Below are 17056 nucleotides of genomic sequence, written 5' to 3' on the forward strand. Positions count from 1 at the left end.
GCTCGTCCGCACAAATCTCATGCACAGACGGCCGATCAACAACTTGCTCGAACTACGGCAATCCGTCCCAATCAACCAAAATCAGTTGAACCTTGGACTATACTTCCAATGAACCGGACAGCCGTGGTTGCCATGCGGCGTCGAGCGGATGAGCCAGGCCGTCGATCTCCACGGCAACGCAGCGGGACAGGATGGATTCCGGAGCTCCTTTTGCGATCAGCATGTGCTCCTCGTTCCGTGCGACGAGAACGGACAAGCACCGTCGCTCGAAGTCGAATGGGACTTCCGAAAGCCGGGCCCAGCCGTCCAGGCCATCGTGGCTCGCTGACAATATCGCGTCGTCGAGAGGGCTTCTGACTCCGGCCTGGAACGTGCTGTTCAGGTGCGCGAAGCTCAGGACGCGATCGCTGGGCCGGTCCTGCGGATCGATATGCGCCTCCAGCGTGATCCTGGCTTCCGTCAGCGTACCGGTCTTATCGACGCAAAGCGTGTCCATCGCACCCAGGTCGTGAATCGCCGACAGTCGCTTCACGATGACCTTTCGCTCCGCCATGCGCAGCGCGCCGCGGGCGAGGGTCACCGTCATCACCATAGGCAGCAGCTCGGGTGTCAGGCCGACGGCGAGCGCGACCGCGAAGAGGAAGGATTCCATTGCGGGACGTTGCGCGACGAGATGAGCCATCAGCACAAACAACGTGAGGAAGAGCGTCAGTCGCAGGATCAGCAATCCGAGCCCTTGGACGCCTTCCTCGAGAGCGGTCGGTGGCGCGTTGGCGGCCATTGCCGAGGCGATCGCGCCGAAGCGCGTCCGGCCGCCGGTCCTCACGACCAGCATCTTGCCGCTCCCGCCGACGGTACTGGTTCCCGCGAACAGCGCGTTGGTGGCATCTGCCGGCAGTGCCGCCGAGCAGGGAGCGTCCGTCTTGAAGGCCGGAAACGGCTCACCCGTCATGAGGGCTTCATTGACCTGCAATTCCTGGGCATCGAGAACGACGCCATCGGCCGGTATCAGATCGCCGATACGGAGTTTCACGACGTCCCCGGGGACGAGAGCCGTCACCGAAATCGTCATGTCCCTGCCATCCCGGACGACGTCAGCCTGAATGGCGACCGATTCCCGCAACGCTTCGGCCGTGAGTTCGGCGCGATGCTCCTGAACGATATCAAGCGTGATGGACAGGGAGAGCACGGTTGCGATGACTGCAAAACTGCCGATGTCGCCGCTGAGCCCGGATACGAGCGCTGCCGCGAGCAGCATCGCAATCAAGGGATTCCAGAGGCGTTGGCCGAGCTTGCGCAAGGCTGACCGGTTTTGGGAGGCGTCAGCGCGGTTTGCTCCGAAGATCGCCAGCCTTCGGTTTGCTTCGATTTGTGCCAGGCCTTCGGGACCCGAGCCGAGCGCGCGGCAGAGCTCGTCCTTTGGCGTCTGCCAGAACTCAGCCGCCAGAGTGTTGGCCGGAGTGGACTGCTCGATCATCGAAGGGCTCGCCGGTCACTGACATTTGGGGCTCGGCAAGGGTAATAGGCTGCTCAATCTTCGGGTTGATACGGCTCAATTCGGTTTTGGGCGATTGTGGCGGCACCATCCTGATGCGGCCGGTCGAGAGCTTCGAGGGCAGCCTGCTCCTGCGACAGACGCCACTCGATGTAGTTGCGCTCGACATCCGTTAGATGCGTCTTGAGGAGCCGATGATAGCGATCGATGTTTCTGCTGTGGGCGCGACCGCGCGCAAGGCTGGCTGCCGACATGTCCCCTCCTCGTTCCCACACCTGAGGTCGCGCTGCCTCAACCCATCATTTTTTCCGCGGTTTTTCCAAAGGCGGGAAGATCTGATTGGCGGGTGGTTGCCCGCTGGTCGGAACGGCGATGGCAATGAAGCCGCGGCCCATCGATGCGTGACAGGCGTTGCAGCCGTCGGTCAGAACACGCATGGAAGCGGCGAACTTGCGGTCATCTCCCGCCGCGATCGCGTCGGCGATCGAGAGCAGCGGCTCCTTCATCGTGGTCACGTTGCTGACGGGGACTGCCGGATAGAAGATGGCCGCTTCGGCCAGGCTATTCGTCAGCTGCCGCAACTCATACGCGGCCAGGTCCCAGTTCTTCGCCTTGCCTGCATACCATAGCTTGAGATGCTCAAGCTGCGCCATGCTCATGACTTCGACGAGGCGAGGCGCCTCTTGTTTCGCGCTTGCGGACGGTGGAAAGTCGGACTGAGCAATCGCGGATGTAACCGCACCGGCCGACATCGCGAGAACCGCGCACCATTTCTTCAGCGTCATCCGAGCATTCCCCGTGAATCTCGACCCTTACTATCAGGGGCGCGTTCCATGCCCTTGCGCTGAATCAAGCTTTCGCGTTCCCCCGCCACGAAGTGAAACAGGAGCGCGACATCCCCGAAGGCGAGGTCGCCGAACGTCAATTTCGAAATTGGTCCCTTGCCGCGAGGTGCCCAAGCGAGATCAATTCGGCTTTCCAAGAAGTCTTCGGATGATCTTCCTCAAATTGTCGGCGTACTCGTCGACGACCTGCCGCCTCTCGGCCGATGGCGAAAGCTGACGATCATCGTCCTCGTCCGCTGACGGAATATCCGTCCGGGACCTCCCGCGGATGGAGGCGATCGGCTTTGTCACTTTCACGGGAATTCCGGCCTCGGGATGGAGCTGCGCGCACAGTTCAGGGTAAGGGCCAATTCCATCAGCGGATTTCACACAGGTCAAATCGCCGCCAATCGCTCGGCGTCTTGCCCGAAGAAGCGAGTTCGTGTGTCTCATCCGGTTAGCTCGCGGCGGCTAGGCGCACGAGGCCGTCGGATCGCATTTGGGGCAGCAGCCGTCCGCGGCTGCGCCGAGCTGACGTCCGATCTCGATCCTGAGAGCTTCCTTGTCCCATTTCGTGCCGTCACTTCTGATGATTCGCTTGGCGCGTTCGAAGGCGTGGCTCTCGGCAGCGTCATCTCCGATACGGACGATCACGTCGCAGTGGAAAGGACACGCCGTCGTCGCACGGGTCGTCTCCAGTGCGTAGCGCACGACGGCAGTGAGATCGTCGGTTTGAATGTCGGCAAGCATGTCGGGTCTCCTGATCGGCGTACTCCTTGGCCCAGACGATCCCGAGGGTTCGACGAAAATCGGCCCCGGGCTCCATGGGAGCGCCGAGGCCGACTGTCGCTTGGTTCTTCCATCCAGGGTCCGAGCCCGTCCAACAAACCCGCGTTGCCGATCTTCGTTCCATCGAACTCTCCGGCGGAGCCGCTCTCCGGCCTGCTCCATGCTCGCGGTCTTCTGCACCCATCTGTGAAAGCGGCGCCGGGAAGGCCTAGGGATCCGAACGTCGCTGCTTTCGGCAACGGTACCTCGACAAAGCGTTCCCGATGCCGATACGACGCTATAGTCAGGGTCACGAACATGTCTTGATCCAGCTCAAGGGCGGCCGGAGGCGCTTGACTGGGTGCTCTCGACTGGCTCCTTGCCCAGGAGCGCTTCGCGATGTCCTTGCCGCTCCCGTGTGGATCCGTTCAGGACGTTTGCCTAAGTATTGGCCCGCAATTTCAAGGCCGGAGCGCCGGGCGCATATGTGCAGCATGGAGCGCAACATCATCTTCAAATGTCCCCGCACTGGCATGAACGTGCAGCACTGGCTTTCCGACTCAGCGTCCGATGCCGCGGACACGCACGTATCCGTCCGATGTCCCGCTTGCGCCGCGCTCCACTTCGTCAACACCGCCAGCGGCAAGATGTTAAGCGAAGCGATCGGCCGGCGTCGCGGTCTCGGCGACCAGCCTGATCCGTCCCGTCCTTGACGTGGCGAGCCTCGCGCAGGCCAGAGGGCGTGCCAAAAACGGGCGAGGAGTCTACGCCCGCCCGGAGTAGATATCTGCAAAGCGTTCGCGCAAGACGTTCTTCTGCACTTTTCCCATCGCGTTGCGGGGCAAACCGTCGACGAACACGACGCGCTTCGGCTGCTTGAATCTAGCCAATCGTCCGGACAGCGCGGCGAGAATGGCGCGTTCGTCGACCGATGAGCCCGGCGACCGAACCACCGCCGCGGTAACACCCTCGCCAAAATCGGCGTGCGGCACGCCGACGACCGCGCTCTCGGAGACGCCCGGAATCGCGTCGATCTCGGTTTCGATCTCCTTGGGGTACACGTTGACCCCGCCGGTGATGATGAGGTCCTTGCCGCGCCCGACGATGTGCAGATAGCCATTCGCATCGAGCTTGCCGAGATCGCCGGTGATGAAGAAGCCGTCGGGACGGAATTCGGCCGCGGTCTTGTCCGGCATGTTCCAGTAGCCCGCAAAGACGTTCGGGCCCTTCACCTCGATCATGCCGACGTCCCCAACGGGGAGGGGGGCGCCGGTCTCGGGATCGGTGACGCGAACCTCGACGGCGGGAAGCGGCCGGCCGACCGAGCCGGCAATGCGAGGCCCCTCATAGGGATTTGAGGCGATCATCCCGGTTTCGGTCATGCCATAGCGTTCCAGAATCGCGTGCCCGGTCCGCTCCTTCCAGGCCCGGTGTGTCTCGGCCAGAAGCGGCGCCGAGCCGGCGACGAACAGCCTCATGTTGGCGGTGCTTCGCTCGTTCAGGTTCGCGCTCTCGAGCAGGCGGACATAGAAGGTCGGCACGCCCATCAGAACGGTGCTGCGCGCCATCGTTGCCAGAATGCGCTCGGCGTCGAACTTCTGCATGAACAGGATGCGCGCGCGTGCGGCGAGGGTGACGTTGCAGGCCACGAAGAGCCCGTGAACGTGATAGATCGGCAGCGCATGGATCAGCACGTCCTTGCTCGAATAGCGCCACTCCTCGACCAGCGTCAGGGCGTTCGAAGACAGATTGCCGTGTGTCAGCATGGCTCCCTTCGAGCGGCCGGTCGTGCCCGACGTGTAGAGAATGGCCGCGAGATCGTCATTCGCCCTGGCGACAGTGTCAAATCGCGCCGGGAAGTCTGCCACGGCATCGGTGAGCGAGCCCTTGCCGTGGTGATCGAGTGTCTCGACGCGGCCGCCTGCCTTGGCGGCGATGGCACGCAAATCGGCCTCTTCCCTGGGATCGCACACGATCAACGTCGGCTGCGCGTCGCGGATGAAATACTCGGTCTCAGTCGGCGTATAGGCGGTGTTGAGCGGCAGATAGACCGCGCCGGTGCGCAGCGTTGCAAGATAGAGCGCGACGGCCTCGACGGATTTCTCCGCCTTGACCGCGACGCGGTGGTTCGGGCCGATGCCGGTCCTGGCGAGAAAGTTCGCGAACCTGCCGCTCAGCGCAGCGAGGTCGGCATAGCTCAACGCCGCGCCGTCGTCCTTCTCGATGCAGATGGATTGGTCGGACTCCGCGCCGGCGAGCAGGCGATCGTACAGGTTCGAGGTCATGACGAGATCTTCCGTTGCGAGTTGGTATGAGGACTGAGAACGAGGTCGCGCGACGACAATTTTGCGCGAAGCGCCTTCTTCACCTTGTCGGAGGCCATGACGGTGCCGGCTTCCGCAAAGGCCTCGTGGTTCGCCTCGATGTGCTCGAGCGCGTAGAGATAGTTCACCATCAGCCCGTAGGACTGCTTCATGCCCTTGGCGGAGGCGTCGCCGAGGAAATTGAGCCGTTCCAGTCGCGCGCCATTGCCGAGATGGAAGCGGGCGACGGGGTCGACCGGCTTGCCCGAGGGGAGCTTGGCTTTCAGGAAGTAATAGGCGGCGAGCGCGGTGATGGCGTCTTTCGCCTGCGCGATGTCGCCGCCTTCATCGATTGCGGCCATCGCCTGGCGCGTATCGTCATCGATCGCAGCCGATGCCTCGCTCTTGAGCTCGCGCCGGACCCAGCCGGCAAAGCCGGGCACGGGCGACAGGGTGACGAAGGTCTTCAGGTTCGGCAGCTCGCGGGCGAGATCCTGCACCACCTGCTTGATCAGGAAGTTGCCGAATGAGACGCCGGCCAGGCCCTTTTGCGTGTTCGAGATCGAGTAGAACACGGCGGTCGTCGCCTCGCGCGCGGCAATCGCCTGGCGCGACTTGTCCAGCAGCGGCCCGATCGCGCCGGGAATCTCCTTGGTGAGCGCGACCTCGACGAAAATCAGCGGCTCGTCGACGAGTTGGGGATGGAAGAACGCATAGCAGCGGCGGTCCGGCGGCTCGAGCCGGTTGCGTAAGTCGTCCCAGTCCTGGATGGCGTGGACGGCTTCATAGCGGATGATCTTTTCGAGGATGTTGGCCGAGGTGGTCCAGTCGATCGGTCGCAGCACCAGAAAGCCCCTGTTGAACCAGGACGAGAACAGGTGGACGAAATCGTCGTCGACGGCCTCGAGCTCGGGATGTTCGCGCAGCAGCGAGAGCAGCACCTCGCGCATGCGCACCAGCGACGACGTCCCGCCGGGCGCCAGATTGAGGCGCCGGATCAGTTCCTGCCGGCGCGGCTCCGCAACGGCATGGAGCGCCTCGAGCCTGGCGCCGTCGCCGCCCTCCTTGCGCTGGTAGGCGGCGATCGCGAGCTCGATCGCGCGACGGTCCGGCCCGAACCGGTCGGCGAGGGAGGATAGAAATTTGAGCCGCTGCGGCTCGGCCGCCCGCTCGAAGGCCGCAAGCAGCGATTGCGCGATCGCAACGCCGGAGGCTTCGCCACGACGCGACAGCAGCGCCTCGCCGAGAAGCTCGAGGTCGCGGTCCTCGCCCGCATCGCGATCCGGCTTGATGCCGAGAACCGCACGGCCGCGTTGTGTCAACGTGTCGATCAGCCCTTGCAGGAATTCGGGCGCCGCAATGCGTCCGGATCGGATGTCGTTCAGCATGGTTCGTGCCTCCTCGGTTATCGCGATGGCGGACCCATCACGAGGTTGGGCAGAAAGGTCGAGATCGACGGGACAAGGCAGAGCAGGACGACCGCGAACGCCATCAGCACGACGAAGGGCAGCGTTCCCCAGATCACGTCCCGCAGGGGGATGTCGGGCGCGATGTTCCTGATGACGAAGATGTTGAGTCCGACGGGCGGATGAATGAGGCCCATCTCCATCACGATCGTCATCACCACGCCGAACCAGATCAGGTCGAAGCCGGCGTCCTTCAGCGGCGGCAGGATGATCGGCGCCGTCATCAGGATGATCGAGACCGGCGGCAGGAAGAAGCCGAGCACGACCACCAGCACCAGGATCGCACCCAGCAGCACCCATCGGGACAGCTGCATCGCGACGATCGCCTGCGCCGCCGCCTGGCTGATGTGGAGATAGCTCATCACGTAGGAGTAGAGCAGCGACATGCCGATGATCAGCATCAGCATGGTCGATTCCTTCAGCGTCGATTCCAGGATCGGGCCGAGATCCCGCGGCCGCCACACGCCGTAGATCGAGGCGATCAGGACCAGCGCCAGGATGCCGCCGAGCCCGGCGGTTTCCGACGGGGTGGCGTAGCCGCCATAGAGCGCGATCATGACGCCGCTGAGCAGCACGACGAAGGGCAGCACGCGCGGCAGCGCGCCGAACCGCATCGCCATGGTGAAGCGCTCGTTCGACAGGATCGGATGCTGCGCCGGATCGGCGGCATAGGCGCGCTGCGCCGCGTTGTATTCGGACTTGAACCTCAGCACCGCATAGGTCGCAAACAGCAGCACCAGGAGAAGGCCCGGCCCGATGCCGGCGAGGAACAGGCGTCCGAGCGACTGCTCCGCCGCCACCGCGTACAGGATCATGGTGATCGAGGGCGGCAGCAGGATGCCCAGCGTGCCGCCGGCGGCGATCACGCCCGCGGCGAAGCCGCCGGAATAGCCGCGCTTGCGCATCTCGGGAATGCCGGCCGAGCCGATCGCCGAGCAGGTCGCCGGAGACGATCCCGCCATCGCGGCGAACAGCGCGCAGGCAAAGACGTTGGCGATGCCGAGACCGCCGGGAATGCGGCCCATCCAGACATGCAGTGCGCTGTAGAGATCCTGTCCGGCCTTCGACTTGCCGATCGCGGCGCCCTTCAGGATGAAGAGCGGGATCGCCAGCAGCGTGATCGAGGCCATCTCCTCGTAGACGTTCTGCGTCACCGTATCGAGCGATGCGGCGGGCATGAAGTAGTACATGAAGATGACGGCGACCGCGCCGAGCGCCAGGGCGATCGGCATGCCCGAGGCCATGACGGCGAGGGTCGCGCCACCATACATCAGTCCGACGGCAAGCGTGCTCATTTGCTCCTCCATGCATCGAGGCTCGCGGCGAGCTGAAGCGCGATCTGCAGCGTCATCAGCGTCATGCCCAGCGACATCATGCTGTAGGGAATCCACAGCGGCGGGGCCCAGGTCGATCCGGACACCTGTCCGTCGACCCAGGCTTCGTGGAACAACGTCCAGGACTTCCAGGCGAAGAAGCAGCAGAACAGCAGGCTCGTCGTGTCGACCACGAGCATGCGGATGGCATTGCCGCGTTTCGACAGATAGCCGGTGAGGGCCTCGATGCCGATATGGCCGCGTCCGGCCTGCACGAAGGCGGTCGACAGGAACGTGGCGCCGACCAGCAGGAACACCGCGGCCTCGTCCTGCCAATAGGTTGCCGCGTTGAAGAAGTAGCGCGCGGCCACGCTGTAGCTCAGGATCGTGCTCGCGACGATGAGCGCGATCGAGCAGAGCACGACGATCGCCCTGTTGAGCAGGGTCATCGCGCGAGCGATCCGTCCGACCGGGGAGCCGGGGCGCGCCGCGGTCACGGCGGCGGAATGACCGAGATCGATGCCATGCGCGCTCATGAGCCGGCCTCCATGGCAAGCTTGATCAGGCGGGCGCAGTTTTCGTTCTTGCCCGCGTAGTCCTTCCAGGCCGTCTCGCGCGAGAGATCCCGCCAGGCCTGAACCGTCTTGTCGTCGAGATCGTGCACCGTCGCGCCTGCGGCCTGGTAGACCTTGGCCACGCGGACATCGTCCTCCACCGCCGCGGCGCGGCCGAACGCTTCGAGCTCGGCGCCGACCGAGACGATGATGTCGCGCTCCTCGCTCGAAAGCCGGTCGAACACCGCCTTCGACATCACGAGCGGCTCGAGCATGAACCAGTAGCTCTTGGCCCGCCCCGTCGTCAGATGCTTGGCGAGCTCTTCCAGGCGGAACGAGGTCAGGCTGGTGGACGAGGTGAGGGCGGCATCGCAGGCGCCGGTCTGCATCGCCGCATAGAGTTCGTTGGAGGGGAGCGACAGCACCGAAGCGCCGGCAGCCTGCAGCACGAGATCCATCTCGCGCGAGCCGCCGCGGATCTTCATGCCCTTGGCATCGCCGACCTCGACCAGCGGGCGCGCACGGCTGGCGACGCCGCCGGCCTGCCAGATCCAGGTGATGATGACGAGGCCCTTGGCGGCGAGGAATTTACTGAACTCCTGGCCGATCGGCTTGTTCTTCCAGCCGAGGCCTTCGTCGTAACCGGTGACGAGGCCCGGCATCAGGCCGATGTTCAGCTCGGGAAGATCGCCGCCGGCGTAGGAGATCGGGATGAGGCTCATGTCGAGCGCGCCTTTGCGCATCGCCGAGACCTGCGCGTTGGTCTTCATCAGCGACGAGCCCGGATAGATCTCGGCGGTCATCGCGCCCTTGCTGCGCTCCTGGATCAGCGCCCCGAAGCGCCGGCAGAGCCGGTCGCGGAAATCGCCCTCAGTCGCGGTGCCTCCCGGAAACTGGTGCGAGATCTTCAGGGCCGTGGCCGCGCGCGCCTCTCCGAACCGGAGCAGCGCCGGGGCCGCGATCCCCAGGGCCAGGGCTTGGCGTCTTGAAATCCTCATTCCATACCTCCCGTTGCCAGATTGCATTTTTTATTTCTGATCTTGCATACAATTAATATATGAACTGCATGCTGTATGTTTTGTCAAGCGTATGGTATGGAACTGACAGATTAGGTGTATACAATGAGCCAGGCCTCCAGACTGAAGCAGGCGATCGAAGACGCTGTGATTGCAGGGGAATTTCAGCCCGGCGATCGTTTGGACGAAGCCTCGCTGGCGGAGCGATTCGGCGTGTCACGGACGCCGATCCGGGAGGCACTGCTGCAACTCGGGGCCGAAGGCTTCATCGATGTGCGCCCGCGACGCGGCGCCATCGTCAGCGTCCCGTCACCAACGCGGCTGTTCGAGATGTTCGAAACCATGGCCGAGATCGAAAGCGCCTGCGGACGGTTGGCGGCGCGACGGCTGACGCCGGACAATGATGCGGCGATGGAAGCTGCGCATCGGGCCTGCGAGGCGGCCGCGCGAAACGGCGACAGCGAGCAGTACTACGCCGACAACCGCAACTTTCACGAAGCGATCTACCGCGCCAGCCGTAACAGCTTCCTGGCCGATCAGGCCTTCGCCTTGCATAAGCGCTTGAGTGCCTATCGCCGCATCCAGCTTCGGGCGCGCAACCGGCTGCTGCAATCGCTGCAGGAGCATGCCGGCATATTGGAAGCGATCCGCGCCGGCGACGAGCAATTGGCCGCGACCCGTCTTCACGACCACGTCCTGGTGCAGGGTGAACGGTTCTCGGACATGGTCCTCGGCCTTTCACCGCCCGGCCAATCTCCTGCCGAAAGCAGGCGGGAGACCGCGAAATAGACGTGGCTGTTCACACCTGGTCTGGGACGCAGACCGGTTGCCGTGCCGCGCGCCAGTTAGATGGCCCGCAGCCCTTTGGGCATCTCCCGGATCAGCGCATCGATATCGCTCTGCTCGAGCGTCTCCCTTCTCCAACAGCTTCTTCGCGACGCGGGCGGCTCGACAAGCTCATGCCGGGGCGCCTTGCGCGCCAGGATTGCGGTCAGCGCGCGGATCATTGACGGCGTCCGCGCGAGGGGGGAGCCAGCTAGCTCAACGCTGCCGAGAGCTTGTGCATCACCCGGTCGAGCACCTTCACCTCCTCGGCGGTCAGCACGCTGAGCAGCTCCGTCTCCCGCGCCAGAGCGTAAGGCACGATTTTGCGATAGAGCGCGCGGCCGGCCGGCGTCAGCGAGACGATCAGCTCGCGCCGATCGTCGGGATGGTGCTTGCGGCTCGCGATGCCGCGCGCCTGAAGCCCCTGGACGGCGCGGCTGACCTGCATCTTGTCGAGCGTCGTGAGCGGACCGATCTCCTTGGTCGCAATCTCCGCACGCGCGCCGAGAATGGCAAGCACGCGCCATTCCTGCCGCGTCAGCGTAAAGCGCTCGGAATAGACCTCGGCAACCGCCAGCGACACCTGCTCGGCAAGGCGCGCCAGCCGGTACGGAAAATATTGTTGCAGGTCGAGCTCGCGACCATCCTGTCCCGTGCCGCGCTCGGTCGCGTCCCTGCGCCGCACCTCACCCGCACGTCCCATCACGCGATGTCCGCCCGCCGATCCACCCGGCAGATTCTTCCGAGCCGGTTGATCCAGATCAAATCTAGGAAATAGTAACATCTGATACCAATTTCGCAACCGCAAGTCCAGGGAGCGAAACATCATGAAAATCGAGAAGATCCATCACGTCGCCTATCGCTGCGTCGACGCCAAGGCCACGGTCGAGTTCTACAAGAAGGTCATGAACATGGATCTTCTCGGCGCCATCGCCGAGGACCGGGTGCCTTCGACAAAGGCGCCGGATCCCTACATGCACATCTTCCTCGATGCCGGGAACGGCAACATCCTGGCCTTCTTCGAGCTGCCGAACTCTCCGCCGATGGGCCGCGATCCCAACACGCCGGACTGGACGCAGCACATCGCCTTCCAGGTCAAGGACCTCGCCGAGCTCGAAGAGGCCAAGGCGCGCGCGGAAGCCGCCGGCCTCGACGTCGTCGGCGTCACCGATCACACCATCTTCAAGTCGATCTATTTCCGCGATCCCAGCGGCCATCGCCTGGAGATCGCGGCCTGGACCGCCACGCCCGAGCAGATCGACCGCATGAAGTCGGTTGCGCACGAGATGGTCGAGGAATGGTCACGCACCAAGCGTCCGCCGCGCCACACCGCCTGGATGCATGAGAAGGAATTCGCGGACGCGCATTGATCCTTGGCCGTGCATCAGGAAGCGAACATGACGAGCTACATCTATCCGAAGTTCGGCTATCGGCGTTCCCAGGAGCAGGCCGATTGTATCGTGAAGCGGCATCCGATCGTGGTGATCGGCGCAGGTCCCGTCGGCCTGACCGCGGCGCTCGACTGCGCGGCACGCGGCCAGCCGGTCGTGGTGCTCGATGACAACGACACCGTCTCGATCGGCTCGCGCGCGGTCTGCTACGCCAAGCGTCCGCTCGAGATATGGGACCGTCTCGGTTGCGCGGCGCCCATGGTCGAGCGCGGCGTCAGCTGGAACGTCGGCAAGGTGTTCTTCCGGGACCAGCTATCCTACCGGTTCGATCTGCTGCCCGAGGCCGACCACCAATGGCCGGCCATGATCAATCTGCAGCAATATCATCTCGAAGAGATGCTGGTCGCCAAATGCGGGGCCAATCCGCTGATCGAGCTGCGCTGGAAGCACCGTCTCATCAGCCTCAAGCAGGCCGCCGACCATGCGACGCTGGCGGTGGAAACGCCCGACGGCATCTTCACCATGGAGGCGCAATGGGTGATCGCCTGTGACGGCGCCAACTCCGACCTGCGCAAGATGGTGGGCGCCGAGTTCACCGGACAGTTCTTCCAGGACCGCTTCCTGATCGCCGACGTCGCCATGAAGGCGGATTTTCCGACCGAGCGCTGGTTCTGGTTCGATCCGCCGTTCCATCCCGGCCAGTCCGTGCTGCTGCACCGGCAGGCGGACAACATCTGGCGCATCGACTTCCAGCTCGGCTGGGACGCCAATCCCGAGGAGGAAAAGCGGCCCGAGCGGGTGATCCCGCGCCTCCGCGCCATGCTCGGCGAGGATACCGAGTTCGCGCTCGAATGGGTCTCGATCTATCAGTTTGCCTGCCGGCGCATCGACAATTTCCGCCAGGGCCGGGTGCTGTTCGCCGGCGACGCCGCGCATCAGGTCTCGCCGTTCGGCGCGCGCGGCGCCAACACCGGTGTCCAGGACACCGACAATCTCGCCTGGAAGCTCGCGATGGTGCTGCGCGGCGAGGCCTCGGAAGCGCTGCTCGACAGCTATCACGAGGAGCGTGCCTATGCGGCGGACGACAACATCCTGAACTCGACGCGAGCCACCGACTTCATCACGCCGAAGACGAAGCCGAGCCGTTATTTCCGCGACGCCGTGCTGGAGCTCGCCCGGCATCACGGCTTTGCGCGGCCGCTGGTCAATAGCGGCCGGCTCTCGACACCGACCCCTTACGTGACCTCGGCGCTCAACACGCCCGACCATGATGCGGTGCCGGGCGGCATGCGGCCCGGCACGAATGCGGCCGATGCGCCGATTGCGGTGGATGGCAAGCCGGCCTGGTTCCTGCATTGTCTCGGCGATGGCTTCACGGTCGTCGCGTTCGGCAAGGTGAGCGACAAGACCGAGATCGCGGTGGGGCCGTTCGCGGCCAAGCTCATTCTCGTTGGCCGCGACATCGAGGATCCCAAGGGTCTGCTCGCGCAGCGCTACGGCGCCTCGCCCGGGACCACGTACCTGTTCCGCCCCGATCAATATGTCGCCGCGCGCTGGACCGGATTCGACGAGGCGAAGATCACCCAGGCGATGCTGCGCGCCGCCGGCCACGACACCGCCGATCGGACGGAGCTTGCGGCATGATGCTCAATTTGTCACCGAATATCGCCGATCCCGACGACTTCTACGCCGAGCTGATCGACAGCCAGCGCGATCTCGACGAGGAGCAGGCGCTGCGCATGAACGCCCGGCTGATCCTGTTGCTCGCCAATCACATCGGCGACCGCAAGGTTCTCACCGAGGCGATCGGCTGCGCCCGCGCCGGCGGCGGCTAGGTCGCGGGACCATCGGCCCATCGCCGGGCAGGGCGATCGCATATGACTCGTGGCGGCAGCCTGCGTGCACGCCTCGTCCTTCGAGACGGCGCTTACGCGCCTCCTCTCCATGAACCACCTGCCAGACGTCGTCTGACAGGTGGTTCATGGAGAGGAGCCCGCCTAAAGCGGGCGTCTCGAAGGATGGCCGCAGGGAAAGGTTTCTCAGATGCGATAGCCCTGCGTCGCCGGGGGAGGCCGCACGAAGGCCGCCGGCAGCGCCGGCGGCAGGTTCCCTTTGCGCGATCTCGCCGGCTGAATTCGGCGCCGAGGTCATTCGTACCGAAAAGCCATGGGGCACGAGCCGCTTTCTTGACTTGGCTCAAGGTAAATTCGGAGAAGTTCGACAACCTCCTTGGGCCCACATCAAGGCTGGAGGAAGCGTCATGCTAGGTCGAACCATTGCTGCAGCGTTGCTGTTCGTCACCTTGGGCCAGCCGGCTTTGGCTCAATCATCGGCGGACCATCAGGGCCATCATCCCGGACAGGAGCAGGCGCCGGCGTCGCCGCAGTCGAGCTCTCCTGCAAACCCATCCACCGAGCGGCAGAGCCCGATGCGCGGTGGAGATATGATGGGAATGATGGGGCGCGGAATGATGGGACAAGGAATGATGGGGCAAGGAATGATGGGACAAGGAATGAAGGGGCATGGCGCGACAGGCGGTGACGCCATGGAGCCGCCAGTCGCCTTCCGCATCATCTTCGCGCTGATGGATGCCGATGGTGACGGGAGCGTCTCGTTGCCCGAGTTTCAGGGCGCTCACGAGCGAATCTTCAAGGCGATGGATCGCGACAAGGACGGGAAGCTCACTTTCGAAGAGATGATGACGTTCATGCACAGGAGCAGGAGCTCCGTTCCGCAACAGTAGTGAGCCGAAACCGAAGGGCGGGCGCGTCAGGCCATGGCGTTTGATCGGGTCCTGCGATGGGCTCTGGTTGCGATCGCAATCGCAGGATTGACTGCAGGTGTTCTCGCGCGAGCCTCGGGCCGGCCTGATCTGGCCGATGTCGCATGGGCGCTCGGCACGGCGCCCGTGATCGCAGGATTGGCAGTCTCGATCGTCCAGGATGTGCTGAGGGGCCGCGTCGGAGTAGACGCGATCGCACTGCTCTCGATGAGTGCGGCGTTGGCGCTCGGACAGCCGCTCGCAGGGGCTGTGGTCGCGCTGATGTATTCCGGTGGCAACGTGCTGGAGGAGATCGCGGTCGCCCGGGCGGAACATGATCTGCGATCCCTGGTTGATCGGGCGCCGCGGCAGGTCCATCGCAAATCCGGCGAGCGGATCGAGGATGTTCCGATCGAGAAAGTCGCGGTCGGCGAAGAGCTTCTGGTGCAGGCCGGCGAGATCGTGCCGGTCGACGGTGTCGTTGCTTCGGCCTTTGCCACGATCGACGAGTCCGCCGTCACCGGCGAACCGATTCCGGTGGAGAAGCCACGCGGAAGCGCCGTTCTTTCTGGCTCTCTGAATGCGGGTGAGACCTTCCAACTGACCGTGACCGCGGCGGCCAGTGAGAGTACCTACGCGGGCATCGTGCGCATGGTGACTGCGGCGCAAACAGCGAGAGCTCCCTTTGTGCGGTTGGCGGACCGGTATGCGCTGATCTTTCTGCCGGTGACACTCGTCATCGCCTTTGTGGCATGGCACGTCTCCGGCGATTTGACCCGCAGCCTTGCCGTGCTGGTGGCGGCGACGCCGTGCCCCTTGATTCTGGCCGCACCCGTCGCCTTCATCGCCGGGGTGGCGCAAGCGGCCCGCCGCGGCATCCTGGTCAAGGGCGGGAGGGCGCTGGAAGCGCTGGCCCGTGCGCACACCGTGCTATTCGACAAGACCGGCACCCTGACGGTGGGCGGGGCGCGGTTGCTGTCCGTAGAAGTTGCGCCGGGCGAGGATCCGGATGAGGTCCTCACGCTCGGGGCGTCGCTCGAGCAAGCTTCGCATCACGTGCTTGCGAAGGCCGTCGTCGCTGCGGCCCTCGCCCAGGGGATCAAGCTGAAGCCGCCGGAACATGTCAAGGAGACCATGGGTTCCGGCCTCAGCGGCCAGATCGACGGACGCCAAGTCATGGCGGGCTTGCGCGAGATGCTTGTCCCGCGTGCCGAGCTCTCGCCATGGGAGTTGCGGGCGATTCGACGTGCCTCGTGGCGCTCGGCGCTGATCGTCTTTGTCGCGGTGGACGGCCGTCTCATCGGCGCGCTGCTGCTGGCAGACGAATTGCGAGCCGATACGCCACGCGCGATCCGGCTGCTGCGCGATGCCGGCATCGCGCGGATGGTGATGGTCACGGGTGATCGCGCCGCAGCGGCGCAAGCCATCGGAGCGGCGCTCGATCTCGATGCCGTGCTGGCCGATCGCGTTCCCTCGGATAAGGTCGAAGCGGTGCGTAGCGAACAGCGGCTGCATCCGACCATCATGGTCGGCGACGGCATCAATGATGCCCCGGCGCTGGCCATGGCTGACACCGGGATCGCGCTCGGCGCGCGCGGTGCCAGCGCCTCCTCCGAGGCGGCAGATGTGGTGATTCTCACCGATCGGCTGGATCGGGTCGGCGAGGCGATCACTATCGCGCAGCGCGCGCGGCGCATTGCCCTGCAAAGCATCTTCGTCGGGATGGGATTGTCATTAGCGGCGATGGCCGCTGCCAGCCTTGGCTGGCTCGATCCCGTACCCGCCGCGATCGTTCAGGAGGTGATCGATGTTGCCGTCATTCTGAATGCGCTGCGAGCGCTCAATCCGCCCCTCGCCAGGAGCGGTCCGCGCCTCACCGCGGAGCAGGGGCTGACGTTGCATCACGATCATCAGGCCCTGCTTAGGGATCTCGACCGCCTGCGCCAGATCGTCGATGCGCTGGACGATGCGGTGCCAGAATCCGCCGCTGCGTTGATTGGTGAGGCCGACCGACTGGTCCAGGGCAGTGTCGTGATGCACGAGCGCGAGGATGAAGACAGCGTCTATCCGAAGCTCACGGAGGTGCTGCGCGACCGCCACGGGCTCTCCGCCATGAGCCGTGCGCATCGCGAGATACTGCATCTCGCGCGGCTACTCGCCCGTATCGCGGAGGATCTGCCGTCAGAGAAGATCGACCGCTACCTTGTTCGAGACGCTCAGCGCGTGATCGAGGCGATCGAAACGCTGGTGCGCATGCACACGGCCCAGGAGGAGGATATCTACGAGGCCGTTGCGGCATAGGCGATAGCCGTGCCGTACGCCGGCTCCCAGCGATTGCCT

At 64.5% G+C, this 17056-nt stretch carries 17 protein-coding genes; 6 read left to right on the forward strand and 11 right to left on the reverse strand.

The features are described from left to right. Window positions 1-97: 97 nt before the first annotated feature. The 9 genes from CVM73_RS29365 to dctP all read right to left on the reverse strand — a co-directional run bounded on the left by CVM73_RS29365 (window position 98) and on the right by dctP (window position 9721). Window positions 98-1477: an HAD-IC family P-type ATPase gene (locus CVM73_RS29365; protein ID WP_100235277.1), complete on the reverse strand. Its 1380-nt coding sequence runs from the start codon at window positions 1475-1477 to the stop codon at window positions 98-100. 53 nt (window positions 1478-1530) lie between these two features. Continuing rightward, entirely contained in the window at window positions 1531-1749 is a 219-nt protein-coding gene (locus CVM73_RS29370; protein WP_100235278.1) for a hypothetical protein, read from the reverse strand. 45 nt (window positions 1750-1794) lie between these two features. Then, on the reverse strand, window positions 1795-2280 hold the full coding sequence (locus tag CVM73_RS29375) for a hypothetical protein (RefSeq protein WP_100235279.1): 486 nt from the start codon (window positions 2278-2280) through the stop codon (window positions 1795-1797). A 510-nt stretch (window positions 2281-2790) separates the two neighbouring features. After that, window positions 2791-3069 carry a hypothetical protein gene (locus tag CVM73_RS29380; protein ID WP_100235280.1) on the reverse strand — a complete coding sequence of 93 codons (279 nt, stop codon included), beginning with the start codon at window positions 3067-3069 and terminating at the stop codon, window positions 2791-2793. A gap of 782 nt (window positions 3070-3851) precedes the next feature. Then, window positions 3852-5372, reverse strand: coding sequence for a malonate--CoA ligase (locus tag CVM73_RS29390; protein WP_100235282.1), 1521 nt, complete (start codon window positions 5370-5372; stop codon window positions 3852-3854). Beyond that, complete coding sequence (locus CVM73_RS29395) at window positions 5369-6778, reverse strand: malonyl-CoA decarboxylase (protein ID WP_100235283.1); 1410 nt, start codon at window positions 6776-6778, stop codon at window positions 5369-5371. The genes CVM73_RS29390 and CVM73_RS29395 overlap by 4 nt, the downstream gene beginning before the upstream one ends. A gap of 17 nt (window positions 6779-6795) precedes the next feature. Then, complete coding sequence (locus tag CVM73_RS29400) at window positions 6796-8151, reverse strand: TRAP transporter large permease (protein WP_100235334.1); 1356 nt, start codon at window positions 8149-8151, stop codon at window positions 6796-6798. Beyond that, window positions 8148-8705 (reverse strand): TRAP transporter small permease, encoded by a 558-nt coding sequence (locus CVM73_RS29405; protein ID WP_100235284.1) that lies wholly within the window; start codon window positions 8703-8705, stop codon window positions 8148-8150. The genes CVM73_RS29400 and CVM73_RS29405 overlap by 4 nt, the downstream gene beginning before the upstream one ends. Further along, window positions 8702-9721, reverse strand: coding sequence for a TRAP transporter substrate-binding protein DctP (gene dctP, locus CVM73_RS29410; RefSeq protein WP_100235285.1), 1020 nt, complete (start codon window positions 9719-9721; stop codon window positions 8702-8704). The genes CVM73_RS29405 and dctP overlap by 4 nt, the downstream gene beginning before the upstream one ends. A gap of 123 nt (window positions 9722-9844) precedes the next feature. Between dctP and CVM73_RS29415 the strand changes: the two genes are divergently transcribed. Then, the gene (locus CVM73_RS29415) at window positions 9845-10528 is read left to right on the forward strand and encodes a GntR family transcriptional regulator (protein ID WP_100235286.1); all 684 of its coding nucleotides are present in this window, start codon (window positions 9845-9847) and stop codon (window positions 10526-10528) included. 56 nt (window positions 10529-10584) lie between these two features. Here the strand turns inward: CVM73_RS29415 and CVM73_RS39825 are convergent, their stop codons facing one another. Then, on the reverse strand, window positions 10585-10746 hold the full coding sequence (locus tag CVM73_RS39825) for a hypothetical protein (RefSeq protein ID WP_158237614.1): 162 nt from the start codon (window positions 10744-10746) through the stop codon (window positions 10585-10587). Between the two features lie 29 nt (window positions 10747-10775). Then, on the reverse strand, window positions 10776-11267 hold the full coding sequence (locus tag CVM73_RS29420; protein ID WP_100235287.1) for a MarR family winged helix-turn-helix transcriptional regulator: 492 nt from the start codon (window positions 11265-11267) through the stop codon (window positions 10776-10778). A 124-nt stretch (window positions 11268-11391) separates the two neighbouring features. Between CVM73_RS29420 and CVM73_RS29425 the strand changes: the two genes are divergently transcribed. The 5 genes from CVM73_RS29425 to CVM73_RS29445 all read left to right on the forward strand — a co-directional run bounded on the left by CVM73_RS29425 (window position 11392) and on the right by CVM73_RS29445 (window position 17017). After that, complete coding sequence (locus CVM73_RS29425; RefSeq protein ID WP_057195783.1) at window positions 11392-11934, forward strand: VOC family protein; 543 nt, start codon at window positions 11392-11394, stop codon at window positions 11932-11934. Between the two features lie 27 nt (window positions 11935-11961). Beyond that, window positions 11962-13599, forward strand: a complete 1638-nt coding sequence (locus CVM73_RS29430; RefSeq protein WP_100235335.1) for an FAD-dependent oxidoreductase — start codon at window positions 11962-11964, stop codon at window positions 13597-13599. After that, window positions 13596-13790: a DUF2783 domain-containing protein gene (locus tag CVM73_RS29435; RefSeq protein WP_100235288.1), complete on the forward strand. Its 195-nt coding sequence runs from the start codon at window positions 13596-13598 to the stop codon at window positions 13788-13790. Before CVM73_RS29430 ends, CVM73_RS29435 begins: the two co-directional genes overlap by 4 nt. A 452-nt stretch (window positions 13791-14242) precedes the next feature. Continuing rightward, window positions 14243-14698 carry an EF-hand domain-containing protein gene (locus tag CVM73_RS29440; protein WP_430641322.1) on the forward strand — a complete coding sequence of 152 codons (456 nt, stop codon included), beginning with the start codon at window positions 14243-14245 and terminating at the stop codon, window positions 14696-14698. 33 nt (window positions 14699-14731) lie between these two features. Further along, the gene (locus CVM73_RS29445; protein WP_100235290.1) at window positions 14732-17017 is read left to right on the forward strand and encodes a heavy metal translocating P-type ATPase; all 2286 of its coding nucleotides are present in this window, start codon (window positions 14732-14734) and stop codon (window positions 17015-17017) included. Window positions 17018-17056: the final 39 nt, after the last annotated feature.

This window comes from Bradyrhizobium forestalis (assembly GCF_002795245.1).
Classification (GTDB): Bacteria; Pseudomonadota; Alphaproteobacteria; order Rhizobiales; family Xanthobacteraceae; genus Bradyrhizobium; species Bradyrhizobium forestalis.